This window comes from Actinopolymorpha rutila, assembly GCF_013407855.1.
Classification (GTDB): Bacteria; Actinomycetota; Actinomycetes; order Propionibacteriales; family Actinopolymorphaceae; genus Actinopolymorpha; species Actinopolymorpha rutila.
In genome coordinates this window covers 6,674,424-6,689,638 of the sequence record NZ_JACBZH010000001.1, presented here as the reverse complement: position 1 = coordinate 6,689,638, position 15,215 = coordinate 6,674,424, and the positions used below count along the sequence as shown (strand labels likewise).

General features: G+C 70.3%; 16 protein-coding genes. 10 read left to right on the top strand and 6 right to left on the bottom strand.

Annotation, left to right across the window (positions count from 1 at the left end):
* The first annotated feature begins 14 nt into the window (after positions 1-14).
* The 6 genes from F4554_RS30085 (at position 15) to F4554_RS30060 (ending at position 4,121) form a co-directional block, all read left to right on the top strand.
* Positions 15-407 carry a hypothetical protein gene (locus tag F4554_RS30085; protein WP_179790971.1) on the top strand — a complete coding sequence of 131 codons (393 nt, stop codon included), beginning with the start codon at positions 15-17 and terminating at the stop codon, positions 405-407.
* Positions 404-1,012, top strand: coding sequence for a TetR family transcriptional regulator (locus F4554_RS30080; protein ID WP_179790970.1), 609 nt, complete (start codon positions 404-406; stop codon positions 1,010-1,012). Before F4554_RS30085 ends, F4554_RS30080 begins: the two co-directional genes overlap by 4 nt.
* Before the next feature lie 48 nt (positions 1,013-1,060).
* A complete protein-coding gene (locus tag F4554_RS30075; RefSeq protein WP_179790969.1) occupies positions 1,061-1,756 on the top strand; it encodes an alpha/beta fold hydrolase in 696 nt (231 codons plus the stop codon).
* Between the two features lie 75 nt (positions 1,757-1,831).
* Complete coding sequence (locus F4554_RS30070; RefSeq protein WP_202889526.1) at positions 1,832-2,428, top strand: hypothetical protein; 597 nt, start codon at positions 1,832-1,834, stop codon at positions 2,426-2,428.
* A gap of 33 nt (positions 2,429-2,461) precedes the next feature.
* The gene (locus F4554_RS30065) at positions 2,462-3,298 is read left to right on the top strand and encodes an alpha/beta fold hydrolase (RefSeq protein WP_179790968.1); all 837 of its coding nucleotides are present in this window, start codon (positions 2,462-2,464) and stop codon (positions 3,296-3,298) included.
* Between the two features lie 22 nt (positions 3,299-3,320).
* Positions 3,321-4,121 carry a serine/threonine protein kinase gene (locus F4554_RS30060; protein ID WP_179790967.1) on the top strand — a complete coding sequence of 267 codons (801 nt, stop codon included), beginning with the start codon at positions 3,321-3,323 and terminating at the stop codon, positions 4,119-4,121.
* Between the two features lie 30 nt (positions 4,122-4,151).
* Here the strand turns inward: F4554_RS30060 and F4554_RS30055 are convergent, their stop codons facing one another.
* The 3 genes from F4554_RS30055 to F4554_RS30040 all read right to left on the bottom strand — a co-directional run bounded on the left by F4554_RS30055 (position 4,152) and on the right by F4554_RS30040 (position 6,073).
* Positions 4,152-4,526, bottom strand: a complete 375-nt coding sequence (locus F4554_RS30055; protein WP_179790966.1) for a VOC family protein — start codon at positions 4,524-4,526, stop codon at positions 4,152-4,154.
* An 18-nt stretch (positions 4,527-4,544) separates the two neighbouring features.
* Entirely contained in the window at positions 4,545-5,504 is a 960-nt protein-coding gene (locus F4554_RS31675; protein WP_202889525.1) for a GNAT family N-acetyltransferase, read from the bottom strand.
* Positions 5,505-5,587: 83 nt separating this feature from the next.
* The gene (locus F4554_RS30040) at positions 5,588-6,073 is read right to left on the bottom strand and encodes a GNAT family N-acetyltransferase (protein WP_179790965.1); all 486 of its coding nucleotides are present in this window, start codon (positions 6,071-6,073) and stop codon (positions 5,588-5,590) included.
* A 79-nt stretch (positions 6,074-6,152) separates the two neighbouring features.
* On the opposite strand from F4554_RS30040, the gene F4554_RS30035 reads away from it, so the two are divergent.
* Together F4554_RS30035 and F4554_RS30030 are read left to right on the top strand one after the other, a co-directional pair.
* Entirely contained in the window at positions 6,153-6,887 is a 735-nt protein-coding gene (locus F4554_RS30035) for an isochorismatase (protein ID WP_179790964.1), read from the top strand.
* 23 nt (positions 6,888-6,910) lie between these two features.
* Positions 6,911-7,765: an aminoglycoside phosphotransferase family protein gene (locus F4554_RS30030; protein ID WP_179790963.1), complete on the top strand. Its 855-nt coding sequence runs from the start codon at positions 6,911-6,913 to the stop codon at positions 7,763-7,765.
* A 43-nt stretch (positions 7,766-7,808) separates the two neighbouring features.
* On the opposite strand, the gene glnII is transcribed toward F4554_RS30030, so the two are convergent.
* Positions 7,809-8,828, bottom strand: coding sequence for a glutamine synthetase (glnII, locus tag F4554_RS30025; protein ID WP_179790962.1), 1,020 nt, complete (start codon positions 8,826-8,828; stop codon positions 7,809-7,811).
* Between the two features lie 156 nt (positions 8,829-8,984).
* Between glnII and F4554_RS30020 the strand changes: the two genes are divergently transcribed.
* Positions 8,985-9,794, top strand: a complete 810-nt coding sequence (locus F4554_RS30020; RefSeq protein ID WP_179790961.1) for a phytanoyl-CoA dioxygenase family protein — start codon at positions 8,985-8,987, stop codon at positions 9,792-9,794.
* On the opposite strand, the gene F4554_RS30015 is transcribed toward F4554_RS30020, so the two are convergent.
* The gene (locus F4554_RS30015; protein WP_179790960.1) at positions 9,767-11,257 is read right to left on the bottom strand and encodes an LCP family glycopolymer transferase; all 1,491 of its coding nucleotides are present in this window, start codon (positions 11,255-11,257) and stop codon (positions 9,767-9,769) included. The genes F4554_RS30020 and F4554_RS30015 overlap by 28 nt on opposite strands.
* Positions 11,258-11,534: 277 nt before the next feature.
* On the opposite strand from F4554_RS30015, the gene F4554_RS30010 reads away from it, so the two are divergent.
* The gene (locus tag F4554_RS30010; RefSeq protein WP_179790959.1) at positions 11,535-12,923 is read left to right on the top strand and encodes a phenylacetate--CoA ligase family protein; all 1,389 of its coding nucleotides are present in this window, start codon (positions 11,535-11,537) and stop codon (positions 12,921-12,923) included.
* A 20-nt stretch (positions 12,924-12,943) separates the two neighbouring features.
* Here the strand turns inward: F4554_RS30010 and F4554_RS30005 are convergent, their stop codons facing one another.
* Complete coding sequence (locus F4554_RS30005) at positions 12,944-15,172, bottom strand: HelD family protein (protein WP_179790958.1); 2,229 nt, start codon at positions 15,170-15,172, stop codon at positions 12,944-12,946.
* Positions 15,173-15,215 lie beyond the last annotated feature (43 nt).

Below are 15,215 nucleotides of genomic sequence, written 5' to 3'. Positions count from 1 at the left end.
ATACTGTTGACCGCATGGTCAATAACGTGGCGACCGGACGCGACGAGGCCGCAGTGGCGTCCGCGCTGATCGGGATCTATGCCGTGCTCGCCCTGGGCACGGTCGCGGCCCTGGTGGTCCTCTCGGAGGAGACACCGGCACGGGCGACGCAGGAAGCGTGGGGCCACGCGGTGATCGTGGCGGTCTTCGCCGTGGTGCTGTCGCTGCGCTGGCGCGCCGCCCGCCGGGGCAGCTCCAGTGCCCTGCGCGCGGTGCAGATCATCGCCGGTGTGCTGCTCGCCGTGAACCTCGTCGAGGCATGTCTGTCGTTCTTCCCCGGCTGGATGCGGGTCGAGATGGTGGTCATCGCCGCAGTGATGCTGGCCGTCACCGTGCTGCTGGCCCGCCATGTGCGCAGGACGCCGTGACGTCCACCCGCGGCCCACGTCGACGCCTGAGCGAGGACACCAGACGAGGCCAGATCGTCCAGGCCACAGTGGAGGTGGTCGCCGAGCGCGGCTACGGCAACGCGTCGCTCGCGGCCATCGCCGAACAGGCAGGAGTCTCCAAGGGCCTGGTCTCGCACTACTTCACCGACCGGGACACGCTGATGGAGCACACCGCACGCGCCACCCTCGTGGAGCTGCGGACGGCCATCGCCGACGGCCTCGACCTGTCCGCGCCCGTACCCGAAATCTTCCGGACGGCGATCCACCAGGTCGCGCACCTGCGCTCCACCCACGCGCCGCAACTCGACGCCATCGAACAGATCGTGCGCAATCTGCGAGACCCCGACGGGACGCCGCGGCTCGGCGTCGACGCGTACGAGGAGACCTACCAGGGGCAGGAGCAGCTGTTCCGCCGCGGGCAACGGGAGGGAAGCCTGCGCGACTTCGACACCCGCGTCATGGCCGTGACGTACCAGAGCGCGGTGGACGCGATGCTCGGCCAGCTCGCCGGCAACCCCGACGCCGACCCCGACCAGTACGCCGACAGTCTCACCGACGTCATCCTGGCGGCCATCCGTGCCTGAACACCTGCCACCGAGCCGCGCCCGAGGCGTGATCGATATGTTTCCGGCGTGGACGAACTCCGGTCGGTCGACGTCGGCGAAGTGCGGTTGGCGTACCGCGTCTTCGGCGATCCGGAGTCTCCGCCGCTGATCCTGCTGCACGGGGTCGGATCCGACGGGTCGAGCTGGGACCCGGTGGTGCCGGGTCTCGCGCAGGACTGGCGGGTGTACGTACCCGACCTTCGTGGGTTCGGCCGCAGCGACTGGCCGGGTCGCTACTCGTTCGAGCTGATGGCAGCCGACCTGCTCGGTTTCCTGGACGCACTCGACCTGGACCGGGCGGTGCTCGCCGGTCACTCGATGGGCGGCGTGGTCTGCTATCTGCTGGCACAGGACCACCCGGACCGGGTGAGCGTCCTCGTCCTGGTGGAGACGCCGCCACCGTTGCCGCAGCGCCGCCCAGAGCCGCAACGGCCGGACGGGCCGCTCGGCTTCGACTGGCCGGTACGCCCCGCCATCGTCAGGCAGGTCAACCGTCCCGACCCGCGCTGGTGGGAACGGCTCGCCGAGATCACCGCGCCCGCGCTGGTCGTCGCCGGAGGCCCGACGAGCCCGTTCTCCCAGCAGGAGATCGAGGCGATGGCGGCGCGGCTGCCGGCCGGGCAGTTCGTGACGATCGCCGTCGGCCACGGCGTGCACAAGGAGGCGCCGGAGGAGTTCCTCGCAGTGGTACGCCGTTTCCTCGCCGGCATCCGGCCGGCGTGAGGTCACTCGCGCGGGGGAGGGGCCTCCCGAGTCCGAGCGACGGCGTGACCGGCCGATCCGCGCAGGATGGAGGCCATGCGTACGGCTACATCTGTGCCCCAGAACGGGAGATTCGGGCCGCGGCCGGGAAACCTCGGCCCGCGGGACGGGCGCCGGCCTCCGCGATGGGCGGTGCGTACGGCGCACCTGATCTCGGTGATCCTGCTTCCGTCCGGGTTGTGGCGCGTGGCTGTCGCCCTCGGGCTCTCGATGGGCATCGCCACCGCGGCCGGCGTGGACGCATCCCTGGGACTCGCACCAGGCCGGCAGGCGGTGGCCATCCTCGGATTGACGGTGCTGTCGGAGGGAGTCGGCCTGCTGTCGCTGGGACTGGTCCGGCCGTGGGGCGAGGTGTTCCCGCGATGGATGCCGCTGATCGGCGGCCGTCGCGTTCCGCCTGTGGGGGCTACGGTTCTGGCTGCCAGCGGCGCCATCGCACTGACGGCGATCTGGACCTTCGCGACCGTGAACTTCTTCGTACTCACCGTGTTCGGCCCACCGGGAAAAGGCTTCGCGTTCGTCAACGGCTGGTGGGAAGCTCTGCTCGTCCTGTGCTACCTGCCCCTCCTGCTGTGGGGGCCGCTGCTGCTCGCGCTCACCTGGGCCTACTATCGCCGCAGGTGCCGGGACTGACGTGACGACCCCTTCTGTGACTGGAGATTCGACGTGCCGTTCTTCTCGACCGCTGACGGAACCCGCCTCGCGTACGAGGACTACGGGACAGGTTCGCCGATCGTTTTCGTCGCCGGGTGGTCGCTGTCGGCGGACATGTGGGAGTACCAACTGCCCCGCTTCGTCGACGAGGGTTACCGATGCGTCCTGCTCGACCGGCGTGGACATGCCCGCTCCGAGCGGCCGTCGACGGGGTACGACCTGGACACGCTCAGCGCCGACATCGCGGCACTGCTCGAGCATCTCGACCTACGCGAGGTGACGCTGGTCGCGCACTCGTTCGGCGGGGTCGAGTCGGCGCACTATCTCGGTGCGTACGGCACGGAGCGGGTCAGCCGGGCGGTCTTCCTGGCCGCGTGCCTGCCGTCGATGCGCCGCAGCGAGGCGAACCCGGACGGCCTGCCGCAGGAGGCGATCGACGCCACCATGGCCAGCCTGCGCGCCGACCGGACGAGGTGGCTCTACAACGGCGGTCAGGCGTACTTCGCCACCCAGCTTGGCAACACCGTCATGCCGGCGATGATCGAGGACACGATCCGGCAGTGCATGAACACCGCCCCGATGGCCGCCATCTGGCTGCAGCAGGTCAACCTGAACGCCGCGCACGAGGACGACCTCGCCAAGCTCGACATTCCGGTGCTCGTGCTGCACGGCGCCGCCGACGCGTCGGCTCCGGTGCACCTCACCGGACGGCGTACGGCCGCGGTGATCCCCAACTGCGTCTACCGCGAGTACCCCCGAGCCGGCCACGGCCTGTACGTCACCCACGCCGACGCCGTCAACGCCGACATCCTGAACTTCATCCGTACCGGCGGAACGGCCAAGGGCTAAGGTCTGTGGGGTGTTTCCCGCCGTGATCGACGACGCGCCGATTCGCTGTCTCGAACGGCTCGGCGAGGTCTTCGCCCGTTTCGGCGCGGACACCCAGGATTCCGGCAACGTCTCCTACGGCGTCGCGGTGGATGGCAGGCGGTACTTCGTCAAGACCGCCGGCGACCCAGGCGACACCACGCCGTACCTGGACTTCGGTGGCCGGACAGCGCTCCTCCGCACCGCTGCCCGCCTTGCCGAAACCGTCCGTCACCCGCTCCTTCCGGCCTTTCACGGTCTGATCGAGTCGTCCGAAGGACCCCTTCTGGTCTACGACTGGAGGGACGGTGACCACCTCGGCACGCCGTCCCATCGGCGCCACGACCCCGGCACCGCGTTCCAGCGTTTCCGCGCCCTGCCCGCCGAGGAGATCCTTGCAGCGCTCGACGGGTTGCTCGACCTGCACCGGGTGCTGGACTCGGCCGGCTGGGTGCAGGGGGACTTCTACGACGGAGCCCTGCTCTACGACTTCCGCCGCCGTCGCCTGACCGTGGTCGATCTGGACTCCTACCGGCTCGGGCCGTACCGCAACGACATGGGGCGGATGTTCGGCTCCAGCCGGTTCATGGCGCCGGAGGAGTTCTCGCTCAGTGCGCCGATCGACAGCTGCACCACGGCGTACGTGATGGCCCGAACCGTGCTTGTCCTCCTGGCGGACGGCACGTTGGACCGGGACGCCTTCCGGGGCCCGGACCCGGTGTACGCGGTCGTGCAGGAGGCGGTCACCACGAGGTACGCGGGTTTCGCGGACCTCCATCGGGCGTGGCTCGCGGCCAGGGGCTGACTCCCCGAGACGATCCGGGGCCGCGATGTCTCAGCTGTGTGCCGGCCCGCCGAAGACGATGCAGAACGGATGGCCCACCGGGTCGAGGAAGACCCGGAATCCCGTCTCGCGCTTCGCCGGCACGCGTCGGGCGCCGAGCGCGAGAAGCTGTTGCTCGGCCACGTCGGCGTCGGTCACCCGGACGTCAAGGTGCAGCTGCTGCGGATGCTCCGGGTCCGGCCAGCGCGGCGGAACCCGGAGCTCGGTTCGCTGGAACGCCACCTGCCGCATGCCGGGCTCCGAACCGATCACCACCCAGTCGCCGCTGTCCTCGTTGATTCGCATGCCGAGGATCCGGCAGTAGAAGTCGGCGAGGGCGCGCGGGTCCGGACAGTCGATGACCGTCTTCTCGAGGCGTCCGATCATCCCCGCAGTATGCGCCTGTCAGAAGTCGATGCGCATGACGACGCGGTTCTTGGTGGGTCTGCTCACCTCGACCATGCCGGCGGCGGCAAACATCGCGGCAGTGCCGAGATGACTGTGCTCGGTGAGGTGGGGATAGGCCTCCAGTGCGCGGGCGCCGCGGCGGCGGGCGAAGTCGACGGCAGCGCGGGCGAGTGACCGGCTCACTCCGCGGCGGCGGAAGCCGGCACGAGTGACGAGGCAGGTCACCGCCCAGACGCTGTTGTCGTACTTGTCCTCGTTCCGGCCCACCCAGGGGACCGGAACGTTGCGGAGCAAGCGCGGGTTGGCAGAGCGCGGGTCGACCGAGCACCAGCCGACGGGTTCGCCTTCGAGGTAGGCGACCAGGCCGCTCGTGGCCTTGGAGTCCGGGTGACCGCTGGCGGTCTGGTCGCGAAGGCGCGCGGCGAGTTGCTCGGGCCCCATCGAAGCCCACGTCTCCCCGGGCAGCATCTTGAACCGCTGGCACCAGCATCTGGAGGGGTCGCCGCTCGATCCGAAGATCGCTTCCAGGTCCTGCCAGGGCGCTTCGTTCGCGGGGACGATCGTGAGCTGGTCGTCGCTGACCTGGGGTCCCCTCCGGCCACCCGGGCGGACGGCGGGTGTGGTCGGCCGGCGTGGCGCCTCCGCCTTGCGCTGTCGGCGACTGGCCGGCTGGTCGACCGCGATGAGCTGGATCGTCACGGTGTCACCGGGGCCGAGCCGCAGGGGCTTGCGTACGGCATCCTTGAGCGGGACGACGTAGCCGCCGTCCTTGGGCCACAGCGAGGTCGACCACTCGGTGGAACCGATCCGCACCCGGACCGGGAGCATTCCCCACCCGTAGCTCTCGCCCGCCGGCGACTCCCGCAGCGAGAGGCTCTCCCCCTCCGGCACGGTGACGAAGTGGTACGGAGCCGGGCCGCGCCACTCCCAGATCTCGCCGCTGAACTCAAGATCCATCTCTCGTACCTCTCCGCTCACTGCTTCGGCCCCAGCCTTCCCCGCACGGCCGAGTATCGCGCCGGTGCGAGGGTAAGCCCGGGTCACATCGCCATGTCGAGTGTCACCGTCTTCGAGCGCAGGCCGAACCGTTCGTAGAAGCGGATCGCGCCGGTGTTCGCGCAGTAGGCGTTGACCGAGACCCGGCCGGCTCCGGATTCGTTCGCCCAGGCGAGGAACGTGTGCACCAGGGCGGTGCCGACGCCGGCGTCGCGACGGTCCGGGCGTACGTACATGCTCTCCAGTACGGCGGTCACCACCGGGCGGAAGTCACCGGCGTCCTGCAGTCGTCCGACGAGATAGCCGACGGCGGCCCCGTCGACGTCGGCCACGAACGCGACGTTGCGTCGACCGTCGGCGACCAACTCGGCGACGTAGGTGTCCCGTCCCGGCCACTCGGCGGCGACGAAGGGATCGCGGGTGCCGGCGTCCTCGGCGAACAGGCCGGCGTTGAGCTCGGACAAGGGTGGGATGTCGGCCGGCTTCGCGACCCGGATCGCAGCCGAAAGGGACTTGCTCGGACTCGTCATGACGGTGAGGCTAGGCAGATCGATCAATGTTGTAAATGCGTGGATTCGTGAGGTCCTTGCCGATGAACGAGGTGAGCGGATGAGCACTGGAAACAACGTTCTGTCGCTGACGCTGCAACGACGTGGCGACGACGGCGAGCCGGTGACGTCCACCCGGCAGGTGCAGGCCGGGCAGGCGGCGCTGGTGCTCTGCGACGTCTGGGACCGACACTGGAGTCGCGGCGCGGCCGAGCGGGTGGACCTGCTTGCTCCGGTCGTCAACCAGGTTGCCCGCCACCTGCGAAGCTCCGGCGTACTGATCGTGCACGGGCCGTCGGAGACGCTGGACTTCTACCGCGGGCATCCGGCGCGCCGACGCGTGCTGGACGTCCGACCCGTGGAGCCGCCGTCCGGCCCCGCCGTCCCGGAACCACCGCTGCCCATCGACGACTCCGACGGTGGTTCGGACACCGGCGAGACGTCGTGGTCTCCGGTGTGGACCCGCCAGCACCCTGCCGTCACGATCGAGGACGGCGACGCCATCTCCGACGACGGCGGCGAGATCTACAGCCTGCTCCAGCAGGAGAAACGTGACCTGGTCCTGGTCGCGGGCGTGCACACCAACATGTGCGTGCTGCGACGCTCGTTCGGGCTGAGAAACCTGGTGCGCTGGGGATTGTCGCCGGTCCTGCTCCGCGACCTGACCGACGCGATGTACAACCCGGCCATGCCGCCGTACGTCAGCCACCACCGCGGGACCGAGCTCGTGGTGGAACACATCGAACGCCACCTGTGTCCCACGGCGCTCGGCGCCGAACTGCTGCCACAAGCCTGACGAGGCGAGCCGGAGAGGATCGCATGGCCGAACTGACGACGACGTACGTACGTGAGGTGCTTCTTCGCGAGGTGGGCGGGCCCGACTGGCAGATCTCCGAGCCGTTGGGAACCGGAAGCAAAACCCGATTGGTACATCGCGGCTCCACGGCACTCGCGGTCAAGCTCGTCGACACCCCGCCGCGGATCACTGCCCGCCTGTCCGAGATCGGGGTCACTCCGCCGATCGTCGCTGTCGGGGAGTACGACAAGCGCAGGTACACGATCCAGCAGGCGGTCACCGGTCCGCATCCCGACCGCGACTGGTTCGCGGGCAACCTGCCGCGGTGGGCCGATCTGGTGCGCAGCTACCTCGACGACGACGAGCTTCACCGGCTGCTGGCGGAGACTCCTGCGTTCTGGCGGCTGGACGTCACCGGTGCGGTGGCCGTGATCGACCGGTCTCCGGCGCCCACGATGCCCGTGTTGCAGGAGCCGGGTTTCCGGGCGTCACTGGAGCGCTGGCGGGAGCAGGCCGAGGCCGTGGTGCGACTCCCGCACCAACCGATCCACCCCGACGCGCACGTGCACAACTACGTGATCGCCGGCGGGCGCCCGTACCTCCTGGACTGGGAGTACGTCGACCTGTCCGATCCGCTGCGCGACGTCGGATTCCAGGTCTGCGGGTCCCTTCACCGAGGTCGGTGGGCGGAGTTCCTACGACGGATCGGGCACGCTCCGAGCGAGGAGCTCGAGATCGCGATGCTGTGGTGGGCCGCGTTCAAGATGGCCATGAACGCGTTCTTCAACGACGGTCGGGGCGACGAGAGAGGCGCCGCGTTCCACGCGCACTACTTCCGTATGGCCGTCGATCGTCGCTCGTGGGTCGACCAGCGCTGAGGTGACATGACGTCGCTACGAGCTGTCCGTGCCGTCCGAACTCTCAGAGCAGGAACGCCTTGTCGAGGGCGGTGCAGCAGGTGTCGACGACGAGGCGGGTGACGACGTAGGGGTCGGCGTTCGCGTTCGGGCGCCGGTCCTCGATGTAACCCTTCTTGTCAACCTCTACCTGCCACGGGATGCGGACCGACGCGCCGCGGTCGGAGACGCCGTAGCTGTACTCGTTCCACGGTGCGGTCTCGTGGGCGCCGGTCAGGCGGGCTTCGATACCGGCGCCGTACTGCTTGATGTGCTCACGCGGCTTGTCGTCGCGGCCGAGAGCCTCGCAGGCCTCGATGATCGCGTCGTACCCCGAACGCATCGCCCTGGTGGAGAAGTTGGTGTGGGCGCCCGCGCCGTTCCAGTCGCCCTTGGCAGGCTTGGGATCCAGGGTCGCGGAGACGCCGAAATCCTCGGCGGTGCGGTAGAGCAGCCACCGCGCGATCCACAGCTGGTCGGCGACGTCCAGCGGGTTCAAGGGGCCGACCTGGAACTCCCACTGGCCGGGCATGACCTCGGCGTTGATGCCGGAGATGGTCAGGCCGCCGGCGAGGCAGTTGTCGAGGTGCTTCTCGACGATCTCCCGGCCGAAGATCTCGTCCGCTCCGACACCGCAGTAGTAGCCGCCCTGCGGGGCCGGGTAGCCGGCCTCGGGGAAACCGAGCGGGCGGGAGCCCCGGAAGAAGGTGTACTCCTGCTCGATGCCGAAGAGCGGCTCCTGCCCCGCGAACTGCTCGGCGACCGGACGTAGTAGCGCCCGGGTGTTGGACCCGTGCGGCCTGTCGTCGACGGTGAGGACTTCGCAGAGTACGAGAACGTTGCTGCCGCCGCGGATGGGATCCGGGTAGGTGGCGACCGGCCTGAGTACGAGGTCGGAGAAGTGGCCCGTGGCCTGGTTGGTGCTCGAACCGTCGAAGCCCCAAGTGTCCGGCTCCGCACCATCACTGATGATCTTGGTCTTCGAGCGCAACCTGGCGGTCGGCTCCGTACCGTCGATCCAGATGTACTCGGCCTTGTAGCTCACGGGGCACCATCCTCAGGACGCGGGATCTCGCGGAAGTCGAATGTCGTCCCAGCGTCACAACCGGCGATTTCACATCCGTTGCCCTGGTGTTACACGCACATGAACCAACCGCTTACCGGGTTGACGAACGGAGCCGACCCGGCCAGGGTCTGTCACATGTTGTCCGAGGCGCAGATCGCCACGTTCGTCCGTGACGGGTTCGTGCGGGTGCCCACGGCCGTCCCGCGTGCGACGGTCGACGCGTGTGTCGAGGTGATCTGGGACCGGCTCGCCGAGGACGGCCTCTCGCGTACGGACCGGTCGTCGTGGTCGTCGCCGGTCGTACGCATCGACTGCCCCGAAGACGGCAGCGACGGTGTGCCGTTCGCCGCGGCCGGAACCTCCCCGGCTCTGTGGGAGGCGTACGACCAGCTGATCGGGCCGGATCGCTGGTGGAAACGGCAAGGTGTCGGCGGCACGGTGCCCGTCCGCTTCCCCTCCAGGGAGGATCCCGGCGACGCCGGCTGGCACGTGGAGGGCAGCTTCCCGGTAGGCGACTCCTGGCACACCAACGTGCGCAGCCGCGACCGCGGGCTGCTGGCGCTCTTCCTCTTCACCGACGTGGGACCCGACGACGCGCCGACGCGGGTGCGCGCCGGTTCGCACGTGGACGCGGCGCGGGTGCTCGCCCGGCGGGGTGAGGAGGGGTTCGGCGGGGCGGAGCTGGGTCCGCTGGTGCAGCGGGCGAGCACGGCTCGCCAGGTCGCCCACGTCACCGGAGCGGCCGGGGACGTCTACTTGTGCCACCCGTTCCTGGTGCACGCGGCGTCCTGGCCGCACCGCGGGACGACTCCACGGATCATGGCGCAACCGGGCGTTGCGCTGCTGGGGTCGTTCGCGCTTGCCGACCGGGAGGGCGCTTACCCCGTTGAGGCCGCGATCCTGGACGCCATCGGCGGTCAGCGCGTGGGGATGGGCGGCCCGTAGGACAGGTCCTCGCAGGGGTTGTCGGCGGCGGTACGCGGCCGGACCGCAGGGACGGAGGTGGGCGGTGTCTCGGCCGTGGTCGTACGGGCGGCGTAGTCGCGGCCGAGCACGAGGTTCACGCTTCCGTCGTCCGCCCCGCCCGGTCCGGCTGTCGGCAGCAGTCGCGCGCGGGGAAAGAGCGTGGCGAGAGTGCGGGCGTCGGTGTAGTGGCCGGGGTCGTAGGTGATCGTCGTGGTCGCCACGCCGGCCTGCCCACCGTCGACGACCTGGCCGACGGTGAAGCCGACCGTCTGCAGTTGACTCGCGGCGGCCCGCGCGAGGCGCGGAACGGTGGTGCCGTTGTAGACGCCGACCTCGATCCCGAGGCCGGACATCGGGGCGCGGTTGTTGCTCACCCCTCCTTCCGGGGACCGGAGGCCTGTCAAGGGACGGTTGCCTCCCGGGGGCTGTTCGCCACCCGACGGTGCAACGGCACCCAGTGGCCGGTCGGCTCGAAGCGTTGCCCACACCCGGTCGGCGGCAGGCTGGACGAACGCGACCTTCGTCCGACCGGCGTAGCGAGACGGCACGGTGACGAACTGGATGTCGTGCAGGCTCAGGTGGCGCAGCGACATGGCGAAGGCGACCAGCTTCGGCGCCGACCCGAGCCCTGGGTCGACCGTGAGTGCCCGGGTGGCCGCCTCGGCGAGCGGCGCCAGCGTGGTGGGATCGATCCCAGACCGGCGGACCTTCGCGGCCAGGCTCGCGAGGAAGGCCTGCTGGCGTTTGATCCGGCCGATGTCGGAGCCGTCTCCGATGCCGTGCCGCAGGCGTACGTAGTCGAGGGCGCGCCGCCCGGACACGTTCTGCATTCCCTTGGCGAACAGCAGGCTGCCGCGGTCGCTGAGGCCCGGGTCCAGGTCACCGGCGTGGACGTCGTTGGGTACGCACACCCGGACCCCGTCGACCGCCTCCGTGATCGCGGCGAATCCCTTGAAATCCACGACGATCGTGTGGTCGATGCGAAAACCGGTCAGCTTCTCCACCGTGTTCTGGGTGCACGCCGGATTGCCCGCGGCAGTTGATCCCGTGTTGAACGCGGCGTTGAACATCGTTTGCCGGCGCGGGGCCGCCCAGTTGCCGCCGTGCAGCCGGCACCGCGGTATGTCCACCAGGGCGTCCCGCGGGATCGACACCGCGACGGCACGCCGGCGGTCGGCGTACACGTGCACCACGATCGCTGTGTCCGAGCGGCCCGCCGATCCGGTCCCGCCGGCGAGCTGGTCGTTCGCGCCGGCCCGTGAGTCCGACCCGAGCAGCAACACGTTCACCGGGGTGGCGCCGGTCCGGCCCGGTTTCGCGGGCGGTGGGCGGTCGGTGTCGATTCCTCGTGCGTCGAAGGTCCGGAGGTTGTCGTTCAGCCGGGACACGATCGCTCGGGCCACCGCGACCGCGGACACCATCGCCACCACGAGCAGCAGCACGGTCAGACAGCTCCGCCGCCGGCGTGCACGGGCGGAGCGGTACTCCCGTGCGACGCCCCCCGACATCCCCGACCCCCGCGGCTTCCTGATCGTTCGGCCTGGTCCCCGCTTGGTGACGGGCTCCTGCTGACCAGAGTCGCATCGACGTCGGGGTGTCGCACACCGATGCGCGCATCGCCTTCCGGTGTGGGCAACGACCTCGCGACCTGTCGCCGGGCCCGCCCTGGCCAGGGCCGTTCGGCAGGCGTTCGAGGCACTCCCGGGGGACACTGGGCAGGTGGCCCAGGAGGATCCCAAGGCGGCGTACGAGCGGCTGCGAGCCGCCCACCTGAACGCCGTGCGCGCCTCGCTCGCGGATCATGTGACGCGGCTCGCCTGGCCACGTGAGCGAATCGACAGCTACCGGACCGAACGCCTGCGGTCCCTGCTGGGGATCGCCCGCGAGCGCTCGGCCTTCCACGCCGCCCGGATCGGGGATGTCGATCCGGCCACCGCGACGGTCGACGATCTCGCCCGCCTGCCGGTGATGGTCAAGCAGGAGGTCGCCGACGAGTGGGACCGGATCATCACCGTGCCCGGCATCGACCGTGCCGGTGCGGAACGGGTCCTGGCCGAACAGCAGTGGTTCTCGTACACGCCCTCGGGTCTACAGGTGTTCAGCTCGGGTGGCTCCAGCGGTGTGCGCGGTGTGTACGTGTGGGACTGGGAGCAGTTCGTCACACTGGCCTGCCTGGCCTGGCGGTGGCAGACGCGGGCAGAAGCTACCTCGAGTGCCGGTGAGGGAGACCGTCAAGCGCGGCTTGCGGTGCTGGAGGCGGGTGAACCACCACATGCCAGCACGCCGCTGTTCGACGTCGCCACCCTGCCGTGGATGCGCACCTTCGTCATTCCCGCCGCGTCGCCGTTCGACGAGGTACTGCGCGCAGCGGCGGATGCACGGCCGACCCACGTCGTGGGCTACGCGTCGGTGGTCGGACGCCTCGCCCGGGCGGTGGTCGCGGGTGGGCTCGACATCCGTCCGGTCCGGGTGAGCACGAACTCCGAGCCGCTCGGGGAGGAGGACCGCGACGCGATCGACACCGCCTGGGGCGTACCCGTCCACAACCTCTGGGGCTCGACCGAGATCGGTGTCCAGGCGGTCGGCTGTGGTCAGGGCGAGGGTCTGCACATCTGCGAGGACGAGGTGATCCTGGAACGCGTCGACGCCGCCGGGAGACCGGTCGGGCCCGACGAACCGGCCGCGCGGACGCTGGCCACCGGGCTCGCCGGCCGGGCGTTCCCCTTCATCCGTTACGACCTCGGCGACGAGGTCACGCTCCTGCCCGGGCGGTGCGAGTGCGGGAGCGCGATGCGACGGGTCGCCGACGTCGCCGGCCGCCGCGACGACGACTTCCACTACGGCGACCAGGTGGTCCCGGCGGCGGCGTTCCGGCACGTGCTGGGCACCGACCCGCGGATCTCGGAGTACCAGGTACGCCAGACCGCGAACGGCGCGGACGTGCTCGTGGTCGGGTCACATGACGTCGCCGCCGTGGTCGCGGCGCTGGGCTCCTCACTTCGCCCGTACGGCATCCCGGCCGCGGCGATCACCGTGCACCTCGTCGAGGAGATCCCGCGCACCGCCGCGACCGGAAAGCTCAGGCGGTTCGTCCCCCGCGGTCCGTGACCCGTTCGTCGCGACGCCGGTCAGCTGCGCGCGGCGAGTTCGGCCGGCAACGGCCGGGCGTGCAGGACGGTCAGCGCGGACACGGCGCGGGTGAGCGCGACGTAGAGCCGGTTCAGCCCACGTGGCTCGGCGTCGACGATCGTCGCGGGCTCGACCACGACAACGCCGTCGAACTCCAGACCCTTGGCCAGCGAGGCGGGCACGCACACGAGCCGGAAGTGTTCCAGGGCGTTCTCGGTGTCGCCGAGCATGGCCGGTGTCAACCCGGCCTTGTCGAGGGCCGACCGCGTGGGGCCGGAGTGGAGCAGGTCGAAGACCCGCCTGATCTCCGCGTCGGTGGCGATGACACCGATCGAGCCCGCGTGTCCACCCTCCTCGTCGATCCGCAGGCAGGCCTGGAGAACCTCCTCGGCGGTCACCTCGGAACCGGCGGCCGCGGTGATCCGGAGTCCTCCCGCGGCCCGCCGCAGGCTGACGGGTTCGGCGAGGTCCGGCTGCAGGGAGGGCAGCAACCTGGCAGCGAACTCGATGATCGCGGCCGGGACCCGGAAGCCACGGGTGAGTTCGACGATCTCGCTCGCCTCGCCCGCACCCAGCTCGGCCAGGACGCTCTGCCAGGAGGTGGAGGCGTACGGCGTGGTGGCCTGGGCCAGGTCGCCCAGCACGGTGGCCGTACGACAACGCCGGCCGAGCGCACGCAGCTGCATCGCGGACAGGTCCTGCGCCTCGTCGACGACCAGGTGGCCGCGGCGGGGTTCGCGTTCGAGGAGCTCGCCCAGCTCGTCGAGGAGAACCAGGTCCGCCTCGGACCAGCGGACCGACTTCACCGAGCGGTACGGCTTGCGCCACAGCAGCGCCTTCTGCTCCTCGGCGGTGAGGTCGTCACCGGCCGCCTCGGCGAGGAAGCCGGCGTCGGAGAGCAGCCGGTGCAGCACCTGCTCGGGCGTACGCTGCGGCCAGACCTGGTTGAGGATTCGCCGGACCGGGGCCGACCTGGCCACGGCGTTCTGGGTCCGGTCGTCCGGCGTTCCACCTCGTTGTTCCATCCGCAGCAGCACGGCGTGGGCGAGCCGCTGCGCGAGCGTGGTGCGGCCGGGGGCATAACGCGTGGCGGTCTCGACCACGCCAGCCGCGATCTCGCGTACCTCGTAGTCGGGCACCCGGAAGCGGCTCGCACCCTTGCTGTAGACCACCGCCTCCACGTCGTCGCCGACGCCGACACCCGACCACAGTGCTCGCCGCAGCACGGCTGCCATCCTGGCGTCGCCCTTCACGGTGACCGTCGCGGTCTCCTCCTCGTGCACGGCCAGCGCGTGGTCGGGGTAGTAGCGCCGGATCAGATCCGGGAACGTCAACTGCTGGACGAAGACCTCGCCGAGCGCCGGCAGCACGTGCCGGATGTACTGCAGGAACGAACGGTTCGGGCCGATGATCGCGATCCCGCCGTCGCGGGCGAGCCGGCTGCGTTCGGCGTAGAGCAGGTAGGCGACCCGGTGCAGGCCGACCGCCGTCTTGCCGGTGCCCGGTGCTCCCTGCACGCAGATCGTGGTGTCCAGCGGCGCCCGCACCAGCACGTCCTGGTCGGGCTGGATCGTCGCGACGATGTCCCGCATCGGGCCGGATCGTGGCCGCTCGATCTCCGCCGTCACCAGGTCGGAGAAACCCTCCGTCGCCGTGGCCTGCGCGCCGCTCACCGGCTCGTCCTCGTACGCCGTCACGTCGACGAAGCCGTCGGGCCCGGGTTCGTGGGAGAAACCGTGCCGGCGGCGCACCAGCACCCGCTGGGGATCGGCCGGCCCGGCGCGGTAGAACGGCATGGCGACCCGGGCGCGCCAGTCGATCACCAGCTGTGCGCCGTCGGGCTCGCGGATGTGCCGGCGGCCGATGTAGAGGCGGTCGACCTCGCCGTCGGGGCCCAGCACACGGCCGGCATGGTCGGCGCCGTCGAACACCGCACCCGGCTCGCAGTCCAGTCGCCCGAAGAACAACGGGATCTTTGGCTGGTCCAGCAGCACCTCGGCGCGGTGTTCGCGCGCCCATTGGAAGAACTTGTTGTCCCAGTAGCTGTCGGTGCCGGCATTGACGATGAGCGGCGTCTCGGTGTCGACCACGTCGCCGTGCATGAGTTCCAGTGCGGCCCGAGCGGCTCGCAGGTGCGCGCGCTCGGCGGCGAGTTCCGGATCGACGGCGGGCTCGGACGCGGCAGCGGCGTTCGACGGAGCGGAGGGAGTGGATGGGGCAGAGGGCATTGACGGAGCCTCCACGATGGTTGTCAGGCACTCGTCAGCAGTG